Genomic DNA, 23,162 nt, shown 5'->3' with positions numbered 1-23,162 from the left:
CCTAGGCAACGCGTGGGTAAAAAAGTGCGGCAAACTCTAACAACGACAGGGATTTTGGGCAAGGCGCCAATGTGCTAAATTGGCCGACTTTCTGTGCACCAACCCCCACAATCGCGGCCATATGACCGTAGAAATGCGGTAGTGTTCCTACAATCTAACACACGGATAGCTTCCGTTCTGTTTTCCACTGGAGAATCCCATGGCGCTTGAACGCTCCGACGTGGAAAAAATCGCTCATTTGGCCTGCCTGGGCCTCAATGAAGCCGATCTTCCACAGACCACCGCAGCCCTGAACAGCATTCTCGGGCTGGTCGACCAAATGCAAGCCGTGAATACCGACGGCATCGAGCCCCTGGCTCACCCGCTGGAAGCCAGCCAGCGCCTGCGCGCCGACGTCGTGACCGAGCGCAATAATCGCGAGGCTTACCAGTCCATCGCGCCAGCGGTCGAAAACGGCCTGTACCTGGTTCCGAAAGTCATCGACTAAAGGGAAAGAGCCTGCAATGCATCAATTGACTCTGGCCGAGATCGCCCGCGGTCTCGCCGACAAAAAGTTTTCTTCCGAAGAGCTGACCACGACCCTGCTGGCGCGTATCGCCGAGCTGGACCCTAAGGTCAACAGCTTCATCAGCATCACCGAAGAGCTGGCCCTGAGCCAGGCCAAGGCCGCCGACGTACGTCGCGCCAACGGTGAGAACGGCGCCCTGTTGGGTGCGCCGATTGCCCACAAGGACCTGTTCTGCACCCAGGGCATTCGCACCAGTTGCGGCTCGAAGATGCTCGACAATTTCAAGGCGCCCTACGACGCCACTGTGGTCGCCAAGCTGGCCGCTGCCGGGGCCGTGACCCTGGGCAAGACCAACATGGACGAATTCGCCATGGGCTCGGCCAACGAGTCGAGCCACTACGGCGCGGTGAAAAACCCGTGGAACCTCGAGCACGTGCCCGGTGGTTCGTCCGGTGGTTCGGCGGCCGCGGTTGCCGCTCGTCTGTTACCTGCCGCCACGGCCACCGACACTGGCGGCTCGATCCGCCAACCGGCCGCTTTCACCAACCTCACCGGTCTGAAACCGACCTACGGTCGCGTTTCCCGCTGGGGCATGATTGCCTACGCCTCCAGTCTCGACCAGGGCGGCCCCCTGGCACGCACCGCTGAAGACTGCGCAATTTTGTTACAAGGCATGGCAGGCTTCGATCCGCAGGACTCCACCAGCATTGATGAACCCGTGCCGGACTACAGCGCCAGCCTGAATACCTCGATCAAAGGCCTGCGCATCGGCGTGCCGAAAGAGTATTTCAGCGCCGGCCTCGACCCGCGCATCGCCGAACTGGTGCACAACAGCGTCAAGGAGCTGGAAAAGCTCGGCGCCGTGATCAAGGAAATCAGCCTGCCGAACAACCAGCACGCGATTCCGGCCTACTACGTGATCGCGCCGGCAGAAGCGTCCTCCAACCTGTCGCGGTTCGACGGCGTGCGCTTCGGCTACCGCTGCGAAAACCCGAAAGACCTCACCGACCTGTACAAGCGCTCCCGTGGCGAAGGTTTCGGCGCGGAAGTACAACGCCGGATCATGGTCGGTGCCTACGCCCTGTCGGCCGGCTACTACGACGCGTACTACCTCAAGGCGCAAAAGATCCGTCGCCTGATCAAGAACGACTTCATGGCTGCCTTTAATGAAGTCGACGTGATCCTCGGCCCAACCACGCCGAACCCGGCCTGGAAGATCGGCGCCAAGACCGGCGACCCGATCGCCGAGTACCTGGAAGACCTGTACACCATCACCGCCAACCTCGCCGGTCTGCCGGGCTTGTCCATGCCTGCAGGTTTCGTCGATGGCTTGCCGGTGGGCGTGCAACTGCTCGCCCCGTATTTCCAGGAAGGCCGCCTGCTCAATGTGGCGCACCAGTACCAGTTGAACACTGACTGGCACACTCGCACCCCTACCGGCTTCTGAGGAGAACACTATGCAATGGGAAGTCGTGATCGGGCTGGAGATTCATACCCAGCTCGCCACCCAATCGAAGATTTTCTCCGGTAGCGCCACCACGTTCGGCGCAGAACCCAACACCCAGGCCAGCCTGGTAGACCTGGGCATGCCCGGCGTGCTGCCGGTGCTGAACCAGGAAGCGGTGCGCATGGCGGTGATGTTCGGCCTCGCCATCGATGCCGAGATCGGCCAGCACAACGTGTTCGCCCGCAAGAACTACTTCTACCCGGACCTGCCCAAGGGCTACCAGATCAGCCAGATGGAATTGCCGATCGTCGGCAAGGGCTACCTGGACATCCCGCTGGAAGACGGCACCATCAAACGTGTCGGCGTGACCCGTGCGCACCTGGAAGAAGATGCCGGCAAGAGCCTGCATGAAGAATTCAACGGCGCCACCGGCATCGACCTGAACCGCGCCGGCACCCCGCTGCTGGAGATCGTTTCCGAGCCGGACATGCGCAGCGCCAAGGAAGCCGTGGCCTACGTCAAGACGATCCACGCGCTGGTGCGTTACCTCGGGATCTGCGACGGCAACATGGCCGAAGGCTCCCTGCGTTGCGACTGCAACGTGTCGGTGCGGCCAAAAGGCCAGGCCGAGTACGGCACCCGCTGCGAGATCAAGAACGTCAACTCGTTCCGTTTCATCGAGAAGGCGATCAACACCGAAGTACGTCGCCAGATCGAGCTGATCGAAGACGGCGGCAAGGTGATCCAGCAGACCCGCCTGTACGACCCGAACAAAGACGAAACCCGCGCCATGCGCAGCAAGGAGGAAGCCAACGACTACCGTTACTTCCCCGATCCGGACCTGTTGCCGGTGGTCATCGAGGACTCGTTCCTGGCTGACGTGCGCGCCACGCTGCCGGAACTGCCACCGCAGAAACGCGAGCGTTTCCAGGCGCAGTTCGGGCTTTCGGTGTATGACGCAAGCGTGCTGGCGTCGAGCCGCGAGCAAGCCAACTACTTCGAAAAAGTCGTGAGCATTGCTGGCGACGCCAAACTGGCGGCCAACTGGGTGATGGTTGAGCTGGGCAGCCTGTTGAACAAACAGGGCCTGGAAATCGACGAAGCACCGGTGTCGGCAGAACAGTTGGGCGGCATGTTGCTGCGGATCAAGGACAACACCATCTCCGGCAAAATCGCCAAGACCGTGTTTGAAGCCATGGCCGCCGGCGAAGGCAACGCTGACGAGATCATCGAAAAGCGCGGCCTGAAGCAAGTCACCGACAGCGGCGCGATTTCGGCCGTGCTCGACGAGATGCTGGCAGCCAATGCCGAGCAGGTTGAACAATACCGTGCGGCGGATGAAGCCAAGCGGGGCAAGATGTTCGGCTTCTTTGTCGGCCAGGCGATGAAAGCCTCCAAAGGCAAGGCCAACCCGCAACAGGTCAACGAACTGCTGAAAAGCAAACTCGAAGGCTAAACGCGGTGAAATGGTCGGAGCAGGACCTCACGTCCAACTCTGACCCCTTGTGGGAGCGGGCTTGTGTGGGAGCGGGCTTGCTCGCGAAAGCGGTGGATCAGTCAGCCTATTCGTTGCCTGACACACTGCATTCGCGAGCAAGCCCGCTCCCACCCAAGCCCGCTCCCACATCTGTAAGGGGGAAACCTTGAAAATGAAGCGTCTACTCGGCCTGTTGGCCCTGTTCTCTCTGCTCGCCGGCTGCGCCAGCGGCCTCATCGACCCCAACGGCTATGACGAAACCGGCTCCGCGTCCTACTACGGCGCCAAACACCACGGCAACCGCACTGCCAGCGGTGAACCGTTCAACCAGAATGCCCTGACCGCCGCCCATCGTCGCCTGCCCTTCGGCACGCAGGTGAAGGTCACCAATCTCGACAACAACAAAAGCGTCGTTGTCCGCATCAATGATCGCGGCCCGCATACCCGTGGGCGCCTGATCGACCTTTCACGCAAGGCCGCCGAACAGATCGGCATGATCGGCAGCGGCACCGCGCGCGTTCGCGTGCAAGCCCTCAGCAACTGACCGACGGAGCCCAGGCCATTTCCGCATTAACCGCCCTCTCGCCCTTTAGCCTGATCGAACTGATCAGCGGCCTGCTGCTGTTGATCTTCGGCGCAGAAGTATTAGTACGCGCCGCCGTGCGCCTGGCGGCCAGCCTCAAGGTGCGCCCGCTGATCATCGGCCTGAGCATCGTCGCCTTCGGCAGCAGCGCGCCGCAGATGGCGATCAGCTTGCAAGCGACCCTGGCGGACAGCACCGACATCGCCGTGGGCAGTGTGATCGGCAGCAGCATCTTCAACACCCTCGTGACCCTTGGCCTGGCAGCCCTGATCATTCCGCTGCGGGTCTCCCGGCAACTGGTACGCCTGGATATCCCGATGATGATCATCGCCAGCCTGCTGGTGTTTGTGCTAGCCGCCAATGAAGAACTCACGCCGATCGATGGCCTGTTACTGCTGGTGGCCCTGGTGGCCTACCTCGGCGTGCTGCTCTACCAGACCCGCCACTCCCGCCGCCCGCGCACCCGGGACACTGTGGTGCAGGCGCCGTGGCTGAGCAGCGTGCTGCTGATGCTCGGTGGACTGTTGATCCTCGTACTGGCCGGGCACCTGCTGCTGGGCGCGGCGGTGGACGTGGCCTCTGACCTGGGCCTGTCGGAACGCATCATCGGCCTGACGCTGATTGGCGTCGGCACTTCCCTGCCCTGCCTGGCCACCTCGCTGATCGCCGCCCTGCGCGGCCAGCGGGAAATTGCCGTGGGCAACGTGATCGGCAGCAACCTGTTCAACCTGCTTGGGGTGCTGGGCTTTACCGCCCTGGTGGCGCCCTCGCCGTTGTCGGTGTCGCCCAATGCCCTGGATTTCGACCTGCCGGTAATGCTCGGCGTGGTCGCCCTGTGCCTGCCGGTGTTTTATTCGGGCTACCGCGTCACCCGGGCCGAAGGCCTGGTATTCCTGGGCCTGTACCTGGTGTACGGGCTGCACGTGGTGTCGTTCACCTTCGGCATGCCGCTGGCCAACAAGCTTGAACAACTGATGCTGTATTACGTCCTGCCAGCGCTGGTGGCTTTCCTGTTGTTCACCTCGCTGCAAGCCTGGCGCCGCCAACACAAGAGGGAATCGCAATGACCGAACAGAAAAAGCCCGGCGTTGAAATGCGCCGCCAGGTGATGGGTGATGTGTTTGTCGATCGGGCGCTGGGCAATGCCACGGAGTTCAGCCAGCCGCTGCAGGATTTCGTCAACGAGCATGCCTGGGGCAGCGTGTGGAATCGCGAAGGGTTGCCGCTGAAAACCCGCAGCCTGATCACCCTCGCCGCGCTCACCGCGCTGAAGTGCCCGCAAGAGCTCAAGGGCCACGTGCGCGGCGCGCTGAACAACGGTTGCACCGTGGAGGAGATTCGCGAGGCGCTGCTGCATTGTGCGGTGTATGCCGGTGTGCCGGCGGCGATTGACGCCTTCCGCGCCGCGCAGGAAGTGATCGACAGCTACCAGAAAGACGCCTAGATCCAGCCACCCGCCTGCAACACGAAAATCCCGATATTCGTGGTCACCGCCGCCATCAGGGTGGTGATCACGATAATCGCGGCCGCCAGTTCATGATTGCCCTCCGCCGCCCGCGCCATGACAAAACTGGCCGCCGCCGTGGGCGCGCCGAAGTACAGGAACAGAATCCCCAACTCCGGCCCACGGAACCCCAGCAGCCACGCCCCCAGGGTCGCGATCACCGGCAGCCAGACCATCTTCATCAGGCTGGCGCTCAGGGCCATGTCGCCGCTTTTGCGCAGCGCCGCCAACGACAACGTGCCACCGATACAGATCAACGCCAATGGCAACGTCATGTCCGCCAGGTACTGCCCGGAGGATTCCAGCCAGCCAGGCAAGCCAATCTGGAAGTACGCGAAGGGCGCCGCCGCGATCACGCTGATGATCAACGGGTTGGCCAGCACGCTTTTGAAAATGCTCCACGGGTCGGACTTGATCACCGGGCTGTACACCGCCAGCACAATGGTCGACAGGGTGTTGTAGAACAGGATCACCAGCGCCGCGAGCACCGCGCCAAGGGAAATCCCGTAGTCGCCGTACATACTGGCGGCCAGGGCCAGGCCGATCACCCCGTTGTTACCGCGAAACGCGCCTTGGGCGTAGATGCCGCGATCTTCCCGCGGGCATCGAAAGATCGCCCAGCCCCAGGCCAGGGCGAAGCTCAGCAGCGTAGCGACGGCGAAGTAGATCAGCAGGCCGGGCTTGAGGGCTGAATGCAGGTCGGCATGGAGAATCCCGAGGAACAGCAACGCCGGCATGGTGACGTTGAACACCAGGGCCGAAGCGATGTGGATAAAGTTGTCGTTGATCCAGTTGATGCGCTTGAGCAGTACGCCCAGGAACAGCATGGCAAACACCGGCGCGGTGATGTTCAGGGTTTGTAGGAAGATTGCCAGCATGCCGGGGAGAACCTTGGGTGGGCGTCGGTAGGTGGCTAATGATAAGCCAGCATGGCCAGCTTCGTCTGGACTACCGCTTTCGCGAGCAAGCCCGCTCCCACATTTGACCGAGTTCTACCTTTGGAATGCAGTCAAATGTGGGAGCGGGCTTGCTCGCGAAGCAGGCGACTCGGTCTTAAGTAATCGGCGCGGGATTGAACAACGTAATGTCGTTATGCAGCTTGTGCTGCTCCGCCCATGTCTGCTTCTTGCCGCTGGCCACATCCAGGTAGAAGTGGAACAACTCCCAACCCAGCTCCTCAATCGTCGCCCGGCCGGTGGCGATCCGCCCGGCGTCGATGTCAATCAGGTCAGGCCAACGCTGCGCCAGCTCCGTCCGGGTCGAGACCTTCACCACCGGCGCCATCGCCAGCCCATAGGGCGTGCCACGCCCGGTGGTGAACACATGCAAATTCATCCCCGCCGCCAACTGCAACGTGCCGCACACAAAATCACTCGCCGGCGTGGCGCAAAAGATCAGGCCCTTGCGATTGAACCGCTCGCCCGGGCCAAGCACGCCATTGATCGCACTACTGCCCGACTTGACGATGGAACCCAACGACTTCTCGACAATATTCGACAACCCACCCTTCTTGTTCCCCGGCGTAGTGTTGGCGCTGCGATCCGCCTCGCCCTTGGCCAGGTAGCGGTCGTACCAGTCCATTTCCCGCACCAGTTCCCGGGCCACGTCCTGGTTCTCGGCACGGGAAGTCAGCAGGTAGATCGCATCGCGCACTTCGGTCACTTCGGAAAACATCACCGTCGCGCCCGCCCGCAGCAGCAAATCCGAGGCATAACCCAGCGCCGGGTTCGCGGTAATCCCCGAGAACGCATCACTGCCGCCACACTGCATACCGAGGATCAACTCCGACGCCGGTACGGTTTCCCGCCGGCGCAGGTCGAGTTTCTTCAGGCGGGTTTCGGCCAGTTCCATGATCTGTTCGATCATTTCGGTAAAGCCGTGGCTGGAGTCCTGCAACCGATACAGCCATGGCTCGCTCAGGTCTACCGAGCTGTCGTTTTCATGCATCACCTGCCCGGCCTGCAACTTCTCGCAACCCAGGCTGATCACCAGGGCTTCACCGCCCAGGTTCGGATTGCGCGCCAGGTTACGCACGGTGCGGATCGGGATGTAGGCGTCGGTGGCCGTGATCGCCACGCCGCAGCCGTAGCTGTGGGTCAGCGCCACCACGTCATCGACGTTCGGGTACTTGGGCAGCAACTCGTCCTTGATGCGCTTCACCGCATGGTCCAGCACGCCCGTGACGCACTGAACCGTGGTGGTAATCCCGAGGATATTGCGCGTGCCCACGGTGCCGTCGGCATTGCGATAACCCTCGAAGGTAAAGCCTTCCAGCGGCGCCTGGGCCTCGGGCACTTCAGTGGACAGCGGCAAGCTGTCCAGCGGCGGCGCCGTGGGCATGCGCAGTTGATCTTCCTGCACCCAACTGCCGCGGGGAATCGGGCGCAGGGCATAACCGATGGTCTGGCCGTAGCGAATGATGCGGCCGCCTTCGGGGATGTCTTCCAGAGTCACTTTGTGGCTTTGGGGAATGAAATCCACCGTCACCAGGCCGTCGGGAAACTCGGTCCCCGCCGGTACGCCCTGGTCGTTGACCACAATCACCACGTTATCCAGTGCGTGCAAACGGATGGAGCGTGGCGAATCGGCATGTTCAATCAACTGCATGACGCGGGCCCCTTCAGGAATGCGCTTGGGAAAGTTTAGTCAGCTCGGGGCCTTTGGCCGGCGGCTCCTTGAGCACTACACGCTTGATCGGGCCAACGATCACCACGTAACTGAACACAGCGACCAGCGCGTTGGCGCCAACGAACACCAGGGCCCACTTGAACGAGCCGGTGGTGCTGATGATGTAGCCGATCACAATCGGGGTGGTGATCGACGCGATGTTGCCGAACATGTTGAACAGACCACCGCTCAAACCGGCGATTTGCTTTGGCGAGGTGTCGGAGACTACCGCCCAACCCAGTGCGCCAACGCCTTTACCGAAGAAGGCCAGGGCCATGAAGCCCACCACCATCCATTCGATGTCTACGTAGTTGCAGGCCACGATACTGCAGGAAATCAGCAATCCACCAATGATCGGCGCCTTGCGGGCGAACGTCAGCGAATGGCCTTTGCGCAGCAGATAGTCGGAAATGATCCCGCCCAACACGCCACCGATAAAACCACAGACCGCAGGCAGGGAAGCAATAAAGCCGGCCTTGAGGATCGTCATGCCGCGCTCCTGGACCAGGTACACCGGGAACCAGGTCAGGAAGAAGTAGGTGATGCCGTTGATGCAGTACTGGCCCAGATACACGCCGAGCATCATGCGATTGGTCAGCAATTGACGAATGTAATCCCACTTCGGCCCGTCGACTTTCTTGCCTTTGCCCTTGTCCTGATCCATATCGACCATGCCGCCGTTCTGGGCGATGTGCTGCAGTTCGGCGTCGTTGATCATCGGGTGTTGGCGCGGGCTGTGGATAAGTTTCAGCCAGATCAACGAGAACAGAATGCCGATGCCGCCCATCACGATAAACACGTGCTGCCAGCCGAAGGTGTAGACGATCCAGCCCATCAACGGCGCGAACAACACAGTCGCAAAGTACTGCGCCGAGTTGAAGATCGCCGAGGCCGTACCCCGCTCAGCCGTAGGAAACCATGCCGCCACGATGCGCGCATTTCCGGGGAAGGATGGCGCTTCAGCCAGGCCCACCAGGAAGCGCAACATGAACAGCGCAACGATGGCCGTGGAAACACCGAACTCACCGACATAGCCTTGCAGCACGGTGAACAGTGACCAGGTGAAGATACTCAGGGCGTAGACTTTTTTCGAACCGAAGCGGTCCAGCAGCCAGCCGCCGGGAATTTGCCCGGCCACGTAGGCCCAACCGAATGCGGAGAAGATATAGCCAAGGGTGACCGCGTCGATGCCGAGGTCTTTTTGCAGGCTGGAGCCGGCAATGGCGATGGTGGCCCGGTCGGCGTAGTTGATCGTGGTCACCAGGAACAGCATGAGCAGGATCAAATAGCGGACATGGGTCGGCTTGGTCGCTTGCATGAAGATGTACTCCCACTAATTATTTTTTTTGCGGGTAATCAAATTGTAAGCCTGTGGCGGGCACGGACCCGCCACAGGGTGCAGCCGTTACGAACCGATGTAGCTGGTTTTCACCACGGTGTAGAACTCTTGCGCATAGCGACCCTGCTCACGCGAACCGTAGGATGAACCCTTACGGCCGCCGAATGGAACGTGGTAATCCACACCGGCAGTCGGCAGATTGACCATCACCATCCCGGCCTGGGAATGACGCTTGAAGTGGTTGGCGTATTTCAGCGAGGTGGTGGCGATACCGGCCGAGAGGCCGAACTCGGTGTCGTTGGCCATCGCCAGCGCCGCCTCGTAATCCGCCACGCGCACCACGTTGGCCACCGGCCCGAAGATCTCTTCACGGCTGATGCGCATCGCGGCTTCGCTGTCGGCAAACAGCGTCGGCGCGAGGAAGTAGCCTTCGGTGTCGCAGGTCACCAGCTCACCGCCGCTGACCAGCCGGGCGCCTTCGCTCTGGCCGATGTCGATGTACTTCAAGTCCTGGTCCAGCTGGGCCTGGGAAACCACCGGGCCGATGTCGGTGCCGGTTTTCAGGGCGTGGCCGACCTTGATCGACTTCATCCGCTCGGCCATGGCCGCGACGAACTGGTCGTGAATCCCGGCGGTGACGATAAAGCGGCTGGACGCGGTGCAACGTTGGCCGGTGGAGTAAAACGCGCTCTGCACCGACAGCTCGACGGCTTGCTTGAGGTCGGCGTCGTCGAGAATGATCTGCGGGTTCTTGCCGCCCATTTCCAACTGCACCTTGGCCTGGCGCGACACGCAGCTGACGGCGATCTGACGACCCACGCCCACCGAGCCGGTGAAGCTGATGCCGTCGACTTTCGGGCTGTTGACCATGGCATCGCCGACCACACGGCCGCTGCCCATCACCAGGTTGAACACACCGGCAGGGAAGCCGGCGCGGGAGATGATTTCGGCCAGGGCCCAGGCGCAGCCCGGTACCAGTTCAGCCGGTTTGAGCACCACGCAGTTGCCGTAGGCCAGGGCCGGGGCGATCTTCCAGGCCGGGATGGCAATCGGGAAGTTCCACGGCGTGATCAGGCCAACCACGCCCAACGCCTCACGGGTCACTTCAACGTTGACGCCCGGACGCACCGACGGCAGGTAGTCGCCGGACAGGCGCAGGCATTCACCGGCGAAGAATTTGAAGATGTTACCGGCGCGGGTCACTTCGCCGATGGCTTCCGGCAGGGTCTTGCCCTCTTCCCGGGCCAGCAGGGTGCCGAGTTCTTCGCGACGGGCGAGGATTTCGGTGCCGACTTTATCCAGCGAATCATGACGCGCCTGGATCCCGGAAGTGGACCACGCCGGAAAAGCAGCGCGCGCAGCGTCGATGGCCGCGTGGACTTGGGCGAGGTCAGCCTTGGCGTATTCGCCAATGACATCAGACAACTCCGACGGATTGATGTTGGCCGAGTAGTCGGCGCCGGCAACCCACTGGCCACCGATGTAGTTTTCAAAACGCTTGGCTTGGGACACGAATTCTCTCCTGACGCAAAAAGCCGCTGATTACTCAGCGGCCTTGGTGATGGGTTATTGCGCGCCTTGCTTGTCGATCAACGCGGCCAGGGCTTCGTATTCTTCCGGCAGCAGATCGGTCAGCGGGGTACGCACGGGGCCTGCGTCGTAGCCGACGATTTTCGCCCCGGCCTTGACGATGCTCACCGCGTAACCGGCCTTGCGGTTACGGATGTCGAGGTACGGCAGGAAGAAGTCGTCGATGATCTTGCCGACGGTGGCGTGATCTTCCCGGGCAATGGCGTGATAGAAATCCATCGCGGTTTTTGGAATGAAGTTGAACACCGCCGAGGAGTACACCGGCACGCCCAGGGCCTTGTAGGCAGCGGCGTAAACCTCTGCAGTCGGCAAGCCGCCCAGGTAGCTGAAACGGTCACCGAGGCGACGACGGATCGACACCATCAATTCAATGTCACCCAGGCCGTCCTTGTAACCGATCAGGTTCGGGCAGCGCTCGGCCAGGCGTTCCAGCAGCGGCGCGGTCAGGCGGCAGACGTTGCGGTTGTAGACCACTACACCGATCTTGACCGACTTGCACACCGCTTCAACGTGGGCGGCAACCCCATCCTGGCTGGCTTCGGTCAGGTAGTGCGGCAGCAGCAGCAAGCCTTTGGCGCCAAGACGCTCGGCTTCCTGGGCGTACTCGATGGCCTGGCGGGTGGCACCGCCGACACCGGCAAGAATCGGCACGCTGGTGGCGCAGGTATCAACGGCGGTTTTCACCACTTGCGAATATTCGCTGGCCGCCAGGGAGAAAAACTCACCGGTGCCGCCAGCGGCGAACAAGGCGGTAGCGCCATAAGGGGCCAGCCATTCCAGACGCTTGATGTAGCCCGCCTGGTGGAAATCACCCTGGGCATTGAAATCGGTCACCGGGAAAGACAGCAGACCGTGAGAGAGGATGGACTTCAGTTCTTGTGGATTCATTATTCGAACACCCTGGGCGAAGACTTTCTGTTGTGAGATTACGGATGGTTATCTTGATGTCGTACGTCATCGTACAACTATAAAAATATTCGTCAACTGCAATTCATCGCCGCCCTTCTCGATTGCTGCTTTCTTGACGTAGGAAGTTTTTCCTCTATGCTCGGAATAACTGTACATACGTACAGTTATTACGGAAGATTCCTACGACATAGCAAGGAGCTAACATGTCAGATCTTGAACTCGCCACACCTGTGAAAACCCCGCCAACCCTGCGTTTTGAAGGCGGCGAACACACCGCCATCGGCGACGACACCCTGTTGCGTTTCGTCAAGGACGCCCCGCCGATTCCCGCCCGGCAGGTCGAATTGCACCTGCCCAATGGCCTGGCCCTGAGCTACGGCCAGATCATCGCCCTGGGCGGTGATTTCTATGGCATCCCCGGGCGCCCCATCAACGAAGGCACATCGCCCGCTGATCGTGTGCAGCGCTTTACCGATGCATTCAACTCGCTGGCGGTATTGCCAGCATCACGGGAAGAAGCGGGCAAGATCCTCGCGGTGATGCAAAAGGAGATCAATGCGGTCAACCAGGCGATCAAGGATGGCAAGCAACCCCATGAAGCCTATGACGCGCTGGGTGACACCTTGTCCGAGGAATGGAACCGCATCACCGGCGGCGGCAGTGCCGTCTCGGCGCTGATTCCACTGGGGCGCTACCTGAAACTGGCGGCAGACAATGCCGACCACTTTGGCGAATGGGCTTTGGCGGCCTATCTGGCGGGGCATACGGCAGCCTTGCAACAAGCCGTCGTGGCGCATCAGACCGGCACCGACCAGGCGCTGGAACTGGCCTATGCCATGAACAGCTTTGCTGATCACTTTTTGACCGATCTATTTTCCGCCGGGCACCTGCGGGTACCGCGCAAGCAACTGGCGGCGGTGGTGACACCGGGTGAACTGGGCTCGCTGATCAGCCGCTTCATGCACGATGAAGACAGCAAGTTCGGGCTCAATGTGCGCAACGCCCTGGGCGAGCAGTGGCATGCCTACGGTGATAAACGCTATTTCGACAGCAACGATGCGGCCAACCGCGCCATGGTCAAACGCGCCGTGCAGGCCTCGGCCGATGAGATCTTCGAAACGTTTATCAGCGGCATGGCGCCCTCCCCGGCCAACTTCAAGGCACCGCTGTATGTGCCGGACCTGAACGCCGCGCAGAACCCGGCGAACAACTTCTCACCGCTGTTCAAGGCTGAAGGCGACAAGGTGCTGCGACGCAAGGACGTCAACAACCTGAACGACAAGCAGTGGACCAATGACTGGTGGGGTTGGAGCACGTATCTGCTGCTCAAGGACTACAAGCCGAATCAGCCGGCCTGAAAGACGTGAGTTAAGCCTCGCGCACTAACCTGTGGCGAGGGAGCTTGCTCCCGTTGGGCTGCGAAGCAGCCCCGGCAAGAACACGAGGTTCTTTCAGACAGAACTCGGGGCAATGGATTTGGGGCCGCTGCGCGGCCCAACGGGAGCAAGCTCCCTCGCCACAATGAGCTTTCAAGCCACACGCTTACGTCCAGCCTGGAATCAACCGCGCTGCGCTTCCGCCTCTTCATGGGCATGGCGCAGCCGCTCACGGCTGTTGGTCAGGTGCAACCGCATGGCCGCCCGCGCCGCATCCGAGTCCTGGCGCGCGATCGCCTCGTAGATCTCTTCGTGTTCGCGGCTCAGGCGGCTCATGTAGTGCTGCTGGTCATCATGGGCCAGGCGTGCCGAGTTCAGCCGCGTGCGTGGAATGATGCTGGTGCCCAGGTGGGTCATGATGTCGGTGAAGTAGCGGTTGCCGGTGGACAGGGCAATCTGCAGGTGGAACTGGAAGTCCGACGCCACCGCATCACCGGCGTGGGCCGCACTTTCGTTAAGGGCATCGAGGGCAGCACGCATGCCGGCCAATTGCTCGTCGCTACGACGCTGGGCGGCGAGCCCGGCAGACTCCACTTCCAGGCTGATCCGCAGTTCAAGGATGGCCAGCACATCACGCAGGGTGACGACAGTGGCCGGATCAATCCGGAAACCGCTGGGGCTCGGCGTATCCAGTACAAAAGTGCCGATGCCATGGCGGGTTTCTACCTGCCCGGCGGCCTGCAATCGCGAGATGGCTTCACGCACCACGGTGCGGCTGACCCCATGGGCGTCCATGATCGCCGACTCGGTGGGCAGTTTGTCGCCACGTTTGAGTTGGCCGTCGCGGATCTGCTCGGACAACACCGTGACCAATTCCTGGGCAAGGCTGCGGCGCTTGCGGGGAAGACGAGGGGCGGCGCTGGAGTTTTCCATGATGAATCATCTATCTCGGCGATCTGAAGCACGCATGATAGCCCATGGCGGTTGTACGATCACCGTCCTGTCATGACTTTCATCTATAAGCGCCGGGGTTTTCGCCAGGCAAAAAAATGCCCCGGCATCGCCGAGGCATTTTCAACGCTGGCCCGAGGGCCCGCGCCTTGTTACTTCACCACTTTCAGACTCGGCCGACCGCTTGGACGCGGTGGCTCGGAATCCGGCGGCGGCACATCATCTTCGCCTTCGAGCTCGATCGCTTCGTCATCCTCAAGGGAAGACTCCAGATCAAACACCATGCCCTGGCCATTTTCCCGGGCGTAGATCCCGAGGATGGCACCGATGGGCACGAACAGCGTATGCGGCACACCGCCGAAACGCCCTTCAAAGCTGACCGCTTCATTGTCCATGTGCAGGTGTCGCACGGCACTGGGTGAAACGTTCAGGACGATTTGTCCGTCACTGGCAAAACCTTGCGGTACCTGAACCGCGGGAAACTCGGAATTGACCAGCATGTGCGGGGTGCAATCGTTGTCCACTATCCACTCATAGAGCGCGCGGACCAGGTAAGGTCGACTGGAGTTCATCAACGGCTCCTTAAGCCTTAGCGCATATCGCGTTCGACACCAGACAGACTCGCCTGGAAAGCCTCACGCGCAAACTGGCGCTCCATGTAGTCAAGCAGCGGCTTGGCAGGCCGCGGCAGTTCTATGCCCAAAATCGGCAAGCGCCAGAGTATGGGTAATAGGCAGCAATCCACCAGACTTTGTTCCTCGCTGAGGAAAAAAGGTTTGTCGGCAAACAACGGCGAAACACCGGTCAGGCTCTCGCGCAATTCCTTGCGCGCCTGAACCCGGGCCGCTTCCTTGCTGCGTGAATCCAGAATCAGGTCCACCAGGCCACACCAGTCACGCTGGATCCGATGGATCAGCAGGCGGCTGTTGGCACGCGCCACCGGATACACCGGCAGCAACGGTGGATGGGGATAACGCTCATCCAGGTATTCCATCACCACGGTTGACTCCCACAACGCCAGGTCACGATCGACCAGGGTGGGCAAGCTGCCGTAAGGGTTCACTTCGATCAGTTTCGGCGGGTGACGTCCCACCTCCACACTGATGATCTCTGCGCTGACACCCTTCTCTGCGAGCACGATGCGTACTCGGTGGGAATAGTGGTCGGCGGGGTCGGAGTAACAGGCCAACCGATTGGTCACGCCCATGGCGGTCCTCCTCGCTTGTTGAAATTATCGGAAGCTCAAAAACGAGCGCGCCCAGTGAGCATCTCCGTGACGCCTGGATAAACCAGACTTACCTTCAGAGATGCCGCTGGGCGCGCAAGATTAACAGCAATTACTTACGGTTGGATCAATGCACATCCTTCCAGTATTCGCGTTTCAGCAGATAGGCGAACACGAAGAAGAAGGCCAGGTACAGCAACACATAGGTACCAATGCGCTGATGCTGCAGCTTCACTGGGTTGGCCGAGTAGGCCAGGAAGGTCACCAGATTCTTGACCTTCTCGTCGAACTGCTCTTCGTTCAGCGTGCCGGTCTTCGGCACTATGGTCAGCTGATCGCACGCTTCATGAGTCAAAGGCGTACCGGTGAGCGGATCATACTGCTTCTTGCCGTCTTCGACGATTTGTACTTGCTTGCATCCTACCACTTGGCGACCTTGCAGGCCGACCAGAACGTTAGGCATACCGACGTTCGGGAACACTTTGTTGTTCACGCCGTAGGGACGCGTCGGGTCTTCATAGAAGGATTTCAGGTAGCCATAGAGCCAATCGGTGCCACGCACACGGGCCACCAGGGTCAGGTCGGGCGGTGCAGCCCCGAACCAGGTCTTGGCGTCGGCCGGTTGCATGCCGATGGTCATGTGGTCGCCGATCTTCGCCCCGGTGAACACCGAGTGGCTCAGCATCACGTCATGGGGAATGCCCAGGTCGTCGGCCACTCGCTCGTAACGCTGGAACTTGGCGCTGTGGCAGCCCATGCAGTAGTTGGTGAACGTACGCAGCCCGTCCTGCATTGCGGCTTTGTCCGACACGTCGATGTCGACTTTTTCCAGTTCTGGGCCGTGTTCAGCGGCGAAAGACAGCAGCGGCAGGGCCGCAAGAATGAATGCAACGAATAATTTTTTCATCAGCCAGTCACCCTTTCCGGTACCGGTTTGGTCTTCTCGAGCCGGGTATAGAACGGCATCAGAATGAAGTAGGCGAAGTACAGGAAGGTGCAGACCTGCGACAGCAACGTACGCTCCGGGGTCGGCGCCAGTACGCCCAGTACACCCAGGATCACGAACGCAATGCAGAACACCCACAGCCAGATCTTGCTCAGCCAGCCCTTGTAGCGCATGGACTTGACCGGGCTACGGTCGAGCCACGGCAGCACGAACAGCACTGCAATCGCTGCGCCCATGGCGATAACGCCCATGAGTTTGTCGGGAATCGCCCGCAAGATCGCGTAGAACGGAGTGAAGTACCAGACCGGGGCAATGTGTTCCGGGGTCTTGAAGGCGTTCGCCTGTTCGAAGTTCGGTTTCTCGAGGAAATAACCGCCCATCTCCGGGAAAAAGAACACGATCGAGCAGAAGATGAACAGGAACACCACCACACCGACGATATCTTTCACGGTGTAGTACGGGTGGAACGGAATGCCGTCCAGCGGTACGCCGTTTTCGTCCTTGTGCTTCTTGATATCCACGCCGTCGGGGTTGTTCGAACCCACTTCGTGCAACGCCAGGATGTGCAGCACTACCAGGCCCAGGATCACGATCGGCAAGGCCACCACGTGCAAGGCGAAGAAGCGGTTCAGGGTGATCCCGGAGATCAGGTAGTCACCGCGAATCCACTGGGTCAGGTCGTTGCCGATGACCGGGATCGCACCGAACAGCGAGATAATCACCTGGGCGCCCCAATAGGACATCTGGCCCCACGGCAGCAGGTAGCCCATGAAGGCCTCGGCCATCAGCGCCAGGTAGATCAGCATGCCGAACACCCATACCAGCTCGCGGGGTTTCTGGTACGAGCCGTAGAGCAGGCCACGGAACATGTGCATGTAGACGACGATGAAGAACGCCGAGGCGCCGGTGGAGTGCAGCAGACGCAGGATCGAGCCGTACTCGACGTCGCGCATGATGTATTCGACAGAGGCGAAGGCTTCTTCGGCCGACGGGGTGTAGCTCATCGTCAGCCAGACACCGGTAACGATCTGATTGACCAGTACCAGAAGTGCCAGGGAGCCAAAGAAATAGAAGAAGTTGAAATTCTTCGGTGCGTAATACTTGCTGAGGTGGTCTTCCCACATCTTGGTCGCGGGGAAGCGCGCATCCACCCAATCCATGAACTTGCTCATCAGGCTTTCTCCCCCTCGTCGACGCCAATGACAATGACACTGTCAGTCTCGTAGTGATGTGGCGGAACTGGCAGGTTCAGTGGTGCAGGTTGTGACTTGTAGACGCGGCCAGCGAGGTCGTAGTGAGAACCGTGGCACGGGCAGAAATAGCCCCCGACCCAGTCCTTGCCCAGGTCCGCGGGCGCCACTTCCGGGCGGAAGGTGGGAGAGCAACCCAAGTGGGTGCAGATACCGATCAGCAGCAGAATTTCCGGCTTGATCGAGCGAATTTCCTTATCGACGTAAGCGGGTTGGTCGGAATTCTTCGAGTCGGGGTCGGACAGCTGGCCCTCGATCTTCTTCAGATTTCCCAGGATTTCCTCGGTACGACGAACGATGAACACTGGCTGACCGCGCCATTCAGCAATCATTTGCTGGCCTGGATCGATCTTGCTGACATTCACCTTCACCGGTGCACCTGCGGCTTTCGCCTTGGCACTGGGAAACCATGACCCCACGAACGGGACCGCAGCCCCCACCGCTCCTGCAGCACCCACCACGGATGTGGCTGCTACCAAGAAGCGACGCCGGCCTGCATTCACGCCGTCATTGCTCATTCAGTCCTCTCCCATCAGCTTTGTGGCCTGTTAAATCAGGCGTCTACTAAGTGTTAAATCTGAACTTATAAAAATTTTGCCGAATGGTAATGAAAAGCCCCACGTCTGACAAGGTAATTACCCCCGGCACTGGCTCCAAGCCTTTGAGTATAGGGGCTCTACGGATGTGGCAAGTTGTCACACAGATTTTTTTACATAAATAGCAGGCAATAAAAAACGCCCAGCTCCGTGAGGAGGCTGGGCGTTTTCTGGAACGTAAAAGCGAATTAACGCTTCGAGTACTGCGGACGCTTACGCGCTTTACGCAGACCAACTTTCTTACGTTCAACTTCACGAGCATCGCGAGTCACGAAGCCAGCTTTGCGCAGAGCGCCACGCAGGGTTTCGTCGTACTGCATCAGAGCGCGAGTGATACCGTGGCGGATTGCGCCAGCTTGACCACTTACACCGCCACCGATAACGGTGACGTAGATGTCGAACTTTTCAACGGTCTCGGTCAATTCCAGCGGCTGACGAACTACCATGCGGGCAGTTTCGCGACCGAAGAAATTTTCCAGAGTGCGGTTGTTGATCGAGATGTTACCAGTACCCGGACGCAGGAAAACGCGAGCGGTAGCGGTTTTGCGACGGCCAGTGCCGTAATTTTGAGTCGCCGACATAATGAACTATTCCGTTAAAACTTCAGTTCTTGGGGCTGCTGAGCAGCATGAGGGTGAGCAGCGCCCGCATAGACTTTCAGCTTGCGATACATGTCGCGACCCAGTGGGCCCTTCGGCAGCATACCTTTGACCGCGATTTCAATCGGGGCTTCAGGCTTTTTGGAGATCAGGCCTTCGAAGTTCGAAGACTTGATACCGCCTGGGAAACCGGAGTGACGGTAGTACATTTTGTCTTGCGCTTTGTTGCCGGTAACACGTACCTGCTCGGCGTTGATGATGACAATGTAGTCACCGGTATCAACGTGAGGGGTGTACTCAGGCTTGTGCTTGCCACGCAGACGGCTGGCGACTTCAGTGGCCAGACGACCCAGGGTCTGACCAGCGGCGTCGACGACAAACCAGTCGCGCTGAACTGTTTCTGGTTTTGCAGTAAAAGTTGTCATTCTTTAATAGCCTCAGGGGCCGCCCTGTAAATTAGACGGCGGATCTTACTGAATAGTGCGTACTTTGACAAGTCAAAGGCAGCCGGATACAGACGCTATCGGGGGCTCGGGTCGGCGCGTCCGTTCAACGGCAAGATTCTTCGGCAGGCGGCGCATCACTTCCACTGCAGAAAGAGGTGGGCAATTATGCAGATTGCCAAAAAAATTTCAACCTGCTTTTATGATTGTTTTCCCCGAAGGAGTACCCGATGGACTATCGACAGCTGGGCCGAACCGATCTGAACGTGAGCGCGATAGCCTTGGGCACCATGACCTGGGGCGAGCAGAACAGCGAGGCAGAGGCCTTCGCACAGATCGAACGGGCCAAGGCCGCGGGGATCAACTTCCTCGACACCGCGGAAATGTACCCGGTGCCGCCCAAGGCCGACACCTACGCCACCACCGAGCGCTACATCGGTAATTACTTCAAAAGCCGCGGCGACCGTGCCGACTGGATCCTCGCCAGCAAGATCGCCGGCCCCGGCAACACCATCGACTACATCCGCGATGGCAGCCTCAAGCACAACCGCAAGCACATCGCCGAAGCCCTGGACGCGAGCCTCAAGCGCCTGCAAACCGACTGGATCGACCTCTACCAGTTGCACTGGCCCGAGCGCAGCACCAACTTTTTCGGCCAGCTGGGCTACAAGCACAAGGCCGACGAAGACCTGACGCCGCTGGAGGAAACCCTCGAAGCCCTGGATGAGCAGGTCAAGGCCGGCAAGATCCGCCACATCGGCCTGTCCAACGAAACCCCGTGGGGCACCATGAAGTTCCTGGCCCTGGCCGAAGCCCGTGGCTGGACCCGCGCGGTGTCGATCCAGAACCCCTACAACCTGCTCAACCGCAGCTTTGAAGTGGGCCTGGCGGAAATCGCCATCCGTGAACAGTGCGGTTTGCTGGCGTATTCACCGCTGGCGTTCGGCATGCTCAGCGGCAAGTACGAAGGTGGCGCACGCCCGGCCAAGGGCCGCCTGAGCCTCTATAGCCGCTTCAGCCGCTACTTCAACCCGCAGTCGGAAGCTGCATGCAGCCGTTATGTGGCACTGGCCCGTGAGCACGGCCTGGACCCGGCGCAGATGGCATTGGCGTTTGTAACCCAACAACCGTTCGTGACCAGCAACATCATTGGCGCCACGACCCTGGAGCAGCTGGACAGCAACATCGCCAGCGCCGACCTGAAACTGTCGGATGAGGTGCTGGCGGGGATTGAGGCGATCCAGAAGGATCATCCGAATCCTGCGCCTTGATTGATCTCTAGACCGCCTTCGCGAGCAAGCCCGCTCCCACATTCCACCGAGTTCCACCTTTGGAATGCAGTCGAATGTGGGAGCGGGCTTGCTCGCGAAGAGGCCCTCAAAAACACCAAGAATTCAAAGCGCCCGCGCAATAATCTCCTTCATGATCTCATTCGTCCCCGCATAAATCCGCTGCACCCGCGCATCTGCCCACGCCCGCGCAATCGGGTATTCCCACATAAACCCATACCCGCCGTGCAGTTGCACACACTCATCCAGCACCTTGCACTGCAGGTCCGTGGCCCAGTATTTGGCCATCGCTGCCGTGGGCACATCGAGCTTGCCTTCCAGGTGCAACTCCATGCACTTGTCGACAAACACCCGGCCGATCTGGGTTTCAGTGGCAATCTCCGCCAGTTTGAATCGGGTGTTCTGGAAGTCGATGATCGCCTTGCCGAACGCCTTGCGGTCCCGGGTGTATTCCAGCGTCCATTGCAACGCCGCCTCAGCTGACGACAGCGCACCAATCGCCACCGTCAAACGCTCCTGCGGCAACTCCTGCATCAGGTAGGCAAAGCCCATCCCCGCCTGGCCCAGCAGATTCTCCTTGGGCACCCGCACATCCTGGAAGAACAGCTCCGATGTATCCTGGGCCTTCATCCCGACCTTCTCCAGGCGCTTGCCCTTGTCGAAGCCCGGCGTGTTGGCCTCCACCAGAAACAGACTGGTGCCCTTGGCGCCGGCCTTGGGATCGGTCTTGGCCACGACGATCACCAGATCAGCCAGGAAGCCATTGGTGATGAACGTCTTGGAGCCGTTGATCACGTATTCATCGCCATCCAGCACCGCCGTAGTCTTGACCCCTTGCAGGTCGGACCCGGCCCCCGGCTCGGTCATGGCAATCGCCGTGACCATTTCCCCGGAGATCAGCTTGGGCAGGTACTTGTGCTTCAGCGCCTCACTGCCGTAATGCAGGATGTAGGGCGCAACAATGTCCGAATGCAGGGAGAAACCAATCCCGGTCAATCCCAGGCGACTGATCTCCTCGATCACCACCGCGCTGTAGAGAAAGTCCGCCCCGAGGCCGCCGTACTCTTCCGGCAAATGCGAGCAGAGCATCCCCGCCTCCCCCGCCTTGTTCCACAGGTTGCGGTCGATGTAGCCCTGCTTTTCCCATTGCCCGTGGAACGGCGCCGCGTCTTTTTCGAGGAAGGTGCGCACGCTCTGGCGGAAGAGTTCGTGCTCCGAGCTGAACAAGGTTCTGGGAATCATGGGTCACCTGTGTGAATTGTCGGACAAGACCGGGATCACAGAGCCTAAGCCGCGAAGGCGTCACAGGACACTGGACACATGCGACAAAAAATAAGACGATCCAGCCGTCTGGTGACCACTTTCCCCTATAAGAATAAATGAAATTATGTCTAACCAAATCTCCACGCCCTTGCGGCGCGTCAGCATTTTGGCCATTGATCGGGTATTCGCTTCAACCCTCATGCAAGCCAAGGATTTCTTCCACCTCGCGAGCCTGCGCTACGGCAAACAGCTGGGCCAGGGCCTCACTCCCGCCTTCGAAACCCGCCTGGTCAGCCCCGACGGGCAGTCGGTGCGCAGCTTCAGCGATGTGATCATGCCGGTGGACGGCGGCCTCGAAAACGCCGACATCATCGTGCTCCCGGCCTTCTGGGACGATTTCGACTCGTTGTGCCAACGCTACCCCCAAGTGCTGCCCTGGCTGCGCGAACAACACGCCCGTGGCGCGGTGCTGTGCGGCGAAGCCACCGGGGTGTTCTGGCTCGCCGAAGCCGGCCTGCTGGATGGCAAGGAAGCGACCACCTATTGGCGCTTCTTCAACGCTTTCACCGAACGCTTTCCCAAGGTGCAGCTGAACCAGGACAAGCACCTGACCGACGCCGACAACCTCTACTGCGCCGGCGGCACCACTTCAGCCTGCGACCTCTACATCTACCTGATCGAACGCTTCTGCGGCGCCAACATCGCCCAGGCCGTAGCCCGCGACATCCTCTACGAAGTGCAACGCAGCTACGCCCCCGGGCGCATCGGTTTTGGCGGGCAGAAGCTGCACCAGGACGTGATCATCCTGCAGATCCAGCATTGGCTCGAAGAGCACTTCGCCGACAAGTTCCGCTTCGAAGACGTGGCCCGGGAACACGGCATGAGCATCCGCAACTTCATGCGCCGCTTCCAGACCGCCACCGGTGACAAGCCGCTGCACTACCTGCAACGGTTGCGCATCGAGACAGCCAAGGGCCTGCTGTCCGGCAGCCGCAAAAGCATCAAGACCATCAGTTACGAGGTGGGCTACGACGACGCGAGCTTCTTTGCGAGGCTGTTCCGCCAGCATACCGAGCTGTCGCCCAACCAGTATCGCCAGCAGTTCCAGCAGGCCGCGTAACCAAAGGGTATACGCAGTAAAAATGTGGGAGCTGGCTTGCCTGCGATGGCGGCGTGCCAGGCACCAGCGGCATCAACCGA

General features: G+C 60.2%; 23 protein-coding genes. 9 read left to right on the top strand and 14 right to left on the bottom strand.

Features of this window, described 5'->3' with window-relative positions; genetic code table 11:
- Nucleotides 1-199 precede the first annotated feature (199 nt).
- From gatC to HX824_RS08550, 6 genes are all read left to right on the top strand, one after another.
- Nucleotides 200-487 (top strand): Asp-tRNA(Asn)/Glu-tRNA(Gln) amidotransferase subunit GatC, encoded by a 288-nt coding sequence (gatC, locus tag HX824_RS08575; protein ID WP_003216077.1) that lies wholly within the window; start codon nucleotides 200-202, stop codon nucleotides 485-487.
- A gap of 16 nt (nucleotides 488-503) precedes the next feature.
- A complete protein-coding gene (gene gatA / locus HX824_RS08570; RefSeq protein ID WP_003216075.1) occupies nucleotides 504-1,955 on the top strand; it encodes an Asp-tRNA(Asn)/Glu-tRNA(Gln) amidotransferase subunit GatA in 1,452 nt (483 codons plus the stop codon).
- Nucleotides 1,956-1,965: 10 nt separating this feature from the next.
- On the top strand, nucleotides 1,966-3,411 hold the full coding sequence (gene gatB / locus HX824_RS08565; RefSeq protein ID WP_003216073.1) for an Asp-tRNA(Asn)/Glu-tRNA(Gln) amidotransferase subunit GatB: 1,446 nt from the start codon (nucleotides 1,966-1,968) through the stop codon (nucleotides 3,409-3,411).
- 193 nt (nucleotides 3,412-3,604) lie between these two features.
- On the top strand, nucleotides 3,605-3,976 hold the full coding sequence (locus HX824_RS08560; RefSeq protein WP_003216071.1) for a septal ring lytic transglycosylase RlpA family protein: 372 nt from the start codon (nucleotides 3,605-3,607) through the stop codon (nucleotides 3,974-3,976).
- Between the two features lie 59 nt (nucleotides 3,977-4,035).
- On the top strand, nucleotides 4,036-5,082 hold the full coding sequence (locus HX824_RS08555) for a calcium/sodium antiporter (protein WP_256346956.1): 1,047 nt from the start codon (nucleotides 4,036-4,038) through the stop codon (nucleotides 5,080-5,082).
- Entirely contained in the window at nucleotides 5,079-5,459 is a 381-nt protein-coding gene (locus HX824_RS08550) for a carboxymuconolactone decarboxylase family protein (RefSeq protein WP_003216068.1), read from the top strand. Before HX824_RS08555 ends, HX824_RS08550 begins: the two co-directional genes overlap by 4 nt.
- Here the strand turns inward: HX824_RS08550 and HX824_RS08545 are convergent.
- From HX824_RS08545 to kdgD, 5 genes are all read right to left on the bottom strand, one after another.
- Entirely contained in the window at nucleotides 5,456-6,397 is a 942-nt protein-coding gene (locus tag HX824_RS08545) for an AEC family transporter (protein ID WP_003216066.1), read from the bottom strand. The genes HX824_RS08550 and HX824_RS08545 overlap by 4 nt on opposite strands.
- 175 nt (nucleotides 6,398-6,572) lie before the next feature.
- Nucleotides 6,573-8,126, bottom strand: a complete 1,554-nt coding sequence (gene garD / locus HX824_RS08540; protein ID WP_088422717.1) for a galactarate dehydratase — start codon at nucleotides 8,124-8,126, stop codon at nucleotides 6,573-6,575.
- A 13-nt stretch (nucleotides 8,127-8,139) separates the two neighbouring features.
- Nucleotides 8,140-9,504, bottom strand: a complete 1,365-nt coding sequence (locus HX824_RS08535) for an MFS transporter (protein WP_003216062.1) — start codon at nucleotides 9,502-9,504, stop codon at nucleotides 8,140-8,142.
- Between the two features lie 87 nt (nucleotides 9,505-9,591).
- Entirely contained in the window at nucleotides 9,592-11,037 is a 1,446-nt protein-coding gene (locus HX824_RS08530; protein ID WP_003216060.1) for an aldehyde dehydrogenase family protein, read from the bottom strand.
- A gap of 54 nt (nucleotides 11,038-11,091) precedes the next feature.
- Complete coding sequence (gene kdgD, locus HX824_RS08525) at nucleotides 11,092-12,003, bottom strand: 5-dehydro-4-deoxyglucarate dehydratase (RefSeq protein WP_003216058.1); 912 nt, start codon at nucleotides 12,001-12,003, stop codon at nucleotides 11,092-11,094.
- A gap of 224 nt (nucleotides 12,004-12,227) precedes the next feature.
- Here kdgD and HX824_RS08520 point away from each other — a divergent pair, with 224 nt between their 5' ends.
- Nucleotides 12,228-13,382: a hypothetical protein gene (locus HX824_RS08520; RefSeq protein ID WP_003216055.1), complete on the top strand. Its 1,155-nt coding sequence runs from the start codon at nucleotides 12,228-12,230 to the stop codon at nucleotides 13,380-13,382.
- A 201-nt stretch (nucleotides 13,383-13,583) separates the two neighbouring features.
- Here HX824_RS08520 and HX824_RS08515 read toward each other — a convergent pair whose 3' ends face one another.
- The 8 genes from HX824_RS08515 to rplM all read right to left on the bottom strand — a co-directional run bounded on the left by HX824_RS08515 (nucleotide 13,584) and on the right by rplM (nucleotide 19,392).
- The gene (locus tag HX824_RS08515) at nucleotides 13,584-14,333 is read right to left on the bottom strand and encodes a FadR/GntR family transcriptional regulator (RefSeq protein WP_008437251.1); all 750 of its coding nucleotides are present in this window, start codon (nucleotides 14,331-14,333) and stop codon (nucleotides 13,584-13,586) included.
- A 170-nt stretch (nucleotides 14,334-14,503) separates the two neighbouring features.
- Entirely contained in the window at nucleotides 14,504-14,923 is a 420-nt protein-coding gene (locus HX824_RS08510) for a ClpXP protease specificity-enhancing factor (protein WP_003216051.1), read from the bottom strand.
- A 17-nt stretch (nucleotides 14,924-14,940) separates the two neighbouring features.
- Entirely contained in the window at nucleotides 14,941-15,558 is a 618-nt protein-coding gene (locus HX824_RS08505) for a glutathione S-transferase N-terminal domain-containing protein (protein ID WP_003216049.1), read from the bottom strand.
- Between the two features lie 145 nt (nucleotides 15,559-15,703).
- A complete protein-coding gene (locus HX824_RS08500) occupies nucleotides 15,704-16,483 on the bottom strand; it encodes a cytochrome c1 (RefSeq protein WP_003216044.1) in 780 nt (259 codons plus the stop codon).
- Nucleotides 16,483-17,694 (bottom strand): cytochrome bc complex cytochrome b subunit, encoded by a 1,212-nt coding sequence (locus HX824_RS08495; protein WP_003216042.1) that lies wholly within the window; start codon nucleotides 17,692-17,694, stop codon nucleotides 16,483-16,485. The genes HX824_RS08500 and HX824_RS08495 overlap by 1 nt, the downstream gene beginning before the upstream one ends.
- Entirely contained in the window at nucleotides 17,694-18,290 is a 597-nt protein-coding gene (gene petA, locus HX824_RS08490; RefSeq protein ID WP_003216040.1) for a ubiquinol-cytochrome c reductase iron-sulfur subunit, read from the bottom strand. The genes HX824_RS08495 and petA overlap by 1 nt, the downstream gene beginning before the upstream one ends.
- Nucleotides 18,291-18,556: 266 nt before the next feature.
- Complete coding sequence (rpsI, locus tag HX824_RS08485; protein WP_003216038.1) at nucleotides 18,557-18,949, bottom strand: 30S ribosomal protein S9; 393 nt, start codon at nucleotides 18,947-18,949, stop codon at nucleotides 18,557-18,559.
- Nucleotides 18,950-18,963: 14 nt separating this feature from the next.
- A complete protein-coding gene (gene rplM, locus HX824_RS08480) occupies nucleotides 18,964-19,392 on the bottom strand; it encodes a 50S ribosomal protein L13 (RefSeq protein ID WP_003216032.1) in 429 nt (142 codons plus the stop codon).
- A 248-nt stretch (nucleotides 19,393-19,640) separates the two neighbouring features.
- Between rplM and HX824_RS08475 the strand changes: the two genes are divergently transcribed.
- The gene (locus tag HX824_RS08475; RefSeq protein ID WP_177021839.1) at nucleotides 19,641-20,681 is read left to right on the top strand and encodes an NADP(H)-dependent aldo-keto reductase; all 1,041 of its coding nucleotides are present in this window, start codon (nucleotides 19,641-19,643) and stop codon (nucleotides 20,679-20,681) included.
- A gap of 123 nt (nucleotides 20,682-20,804) precedes the next feature.
- On the opposite strand, the gene HX824_RS08470 is transcribed toward HX824_RS08475, so the two are convergent.
- Nucleotides 20,805-21,941 carry an acyl-CoA dehydrogenase family protein gene (locus HX824_RS08470; RefSeq protein WP_003216028.1) on the bottom strand — a complete coding sequence of 379 codons (1,137 nt, stop codon included), beginning with the start codon at nucleotides 21,939-21,941 and terminating at the stop codon, nucleotides 20,805-20,807.
- Between the two features lie 220 nt (nucleotides 21,942-22,161).
- Between HX824_RS08470 and HX824_RS08465 the strand changes: the two genes are divergently transcribed.
- The gene (locus HX824_RS08465; RefSeq protein ID WP_173406101.1) at nucleotides 22,162-23,082 is read left to right on the top strand and encodes a GlxA family transcriptional regulator; all 921 of its coding nucleotides are present in this window, start codon (nucleotides 22,162-22,164) and stop codon (nucleotides 23,080-23,082) included.
- The last annotated feature ends 80 nt before the right edge of the window (nucleotides 23,083-23,162 follow it).

Origin of the sequence: Pseudomonas sp. D4002, from assembly GCF_013385665.1 — a bacterium.
Lineage (GTDB): Bacteria > Pseudomonadota > Gammaproteobacteria > Pseudomonadales > Pseudomonadaceae > Aquipseudomonas.
This window is presented reverse-complemented; position numbering and strand designations above follow the sequence as displayed.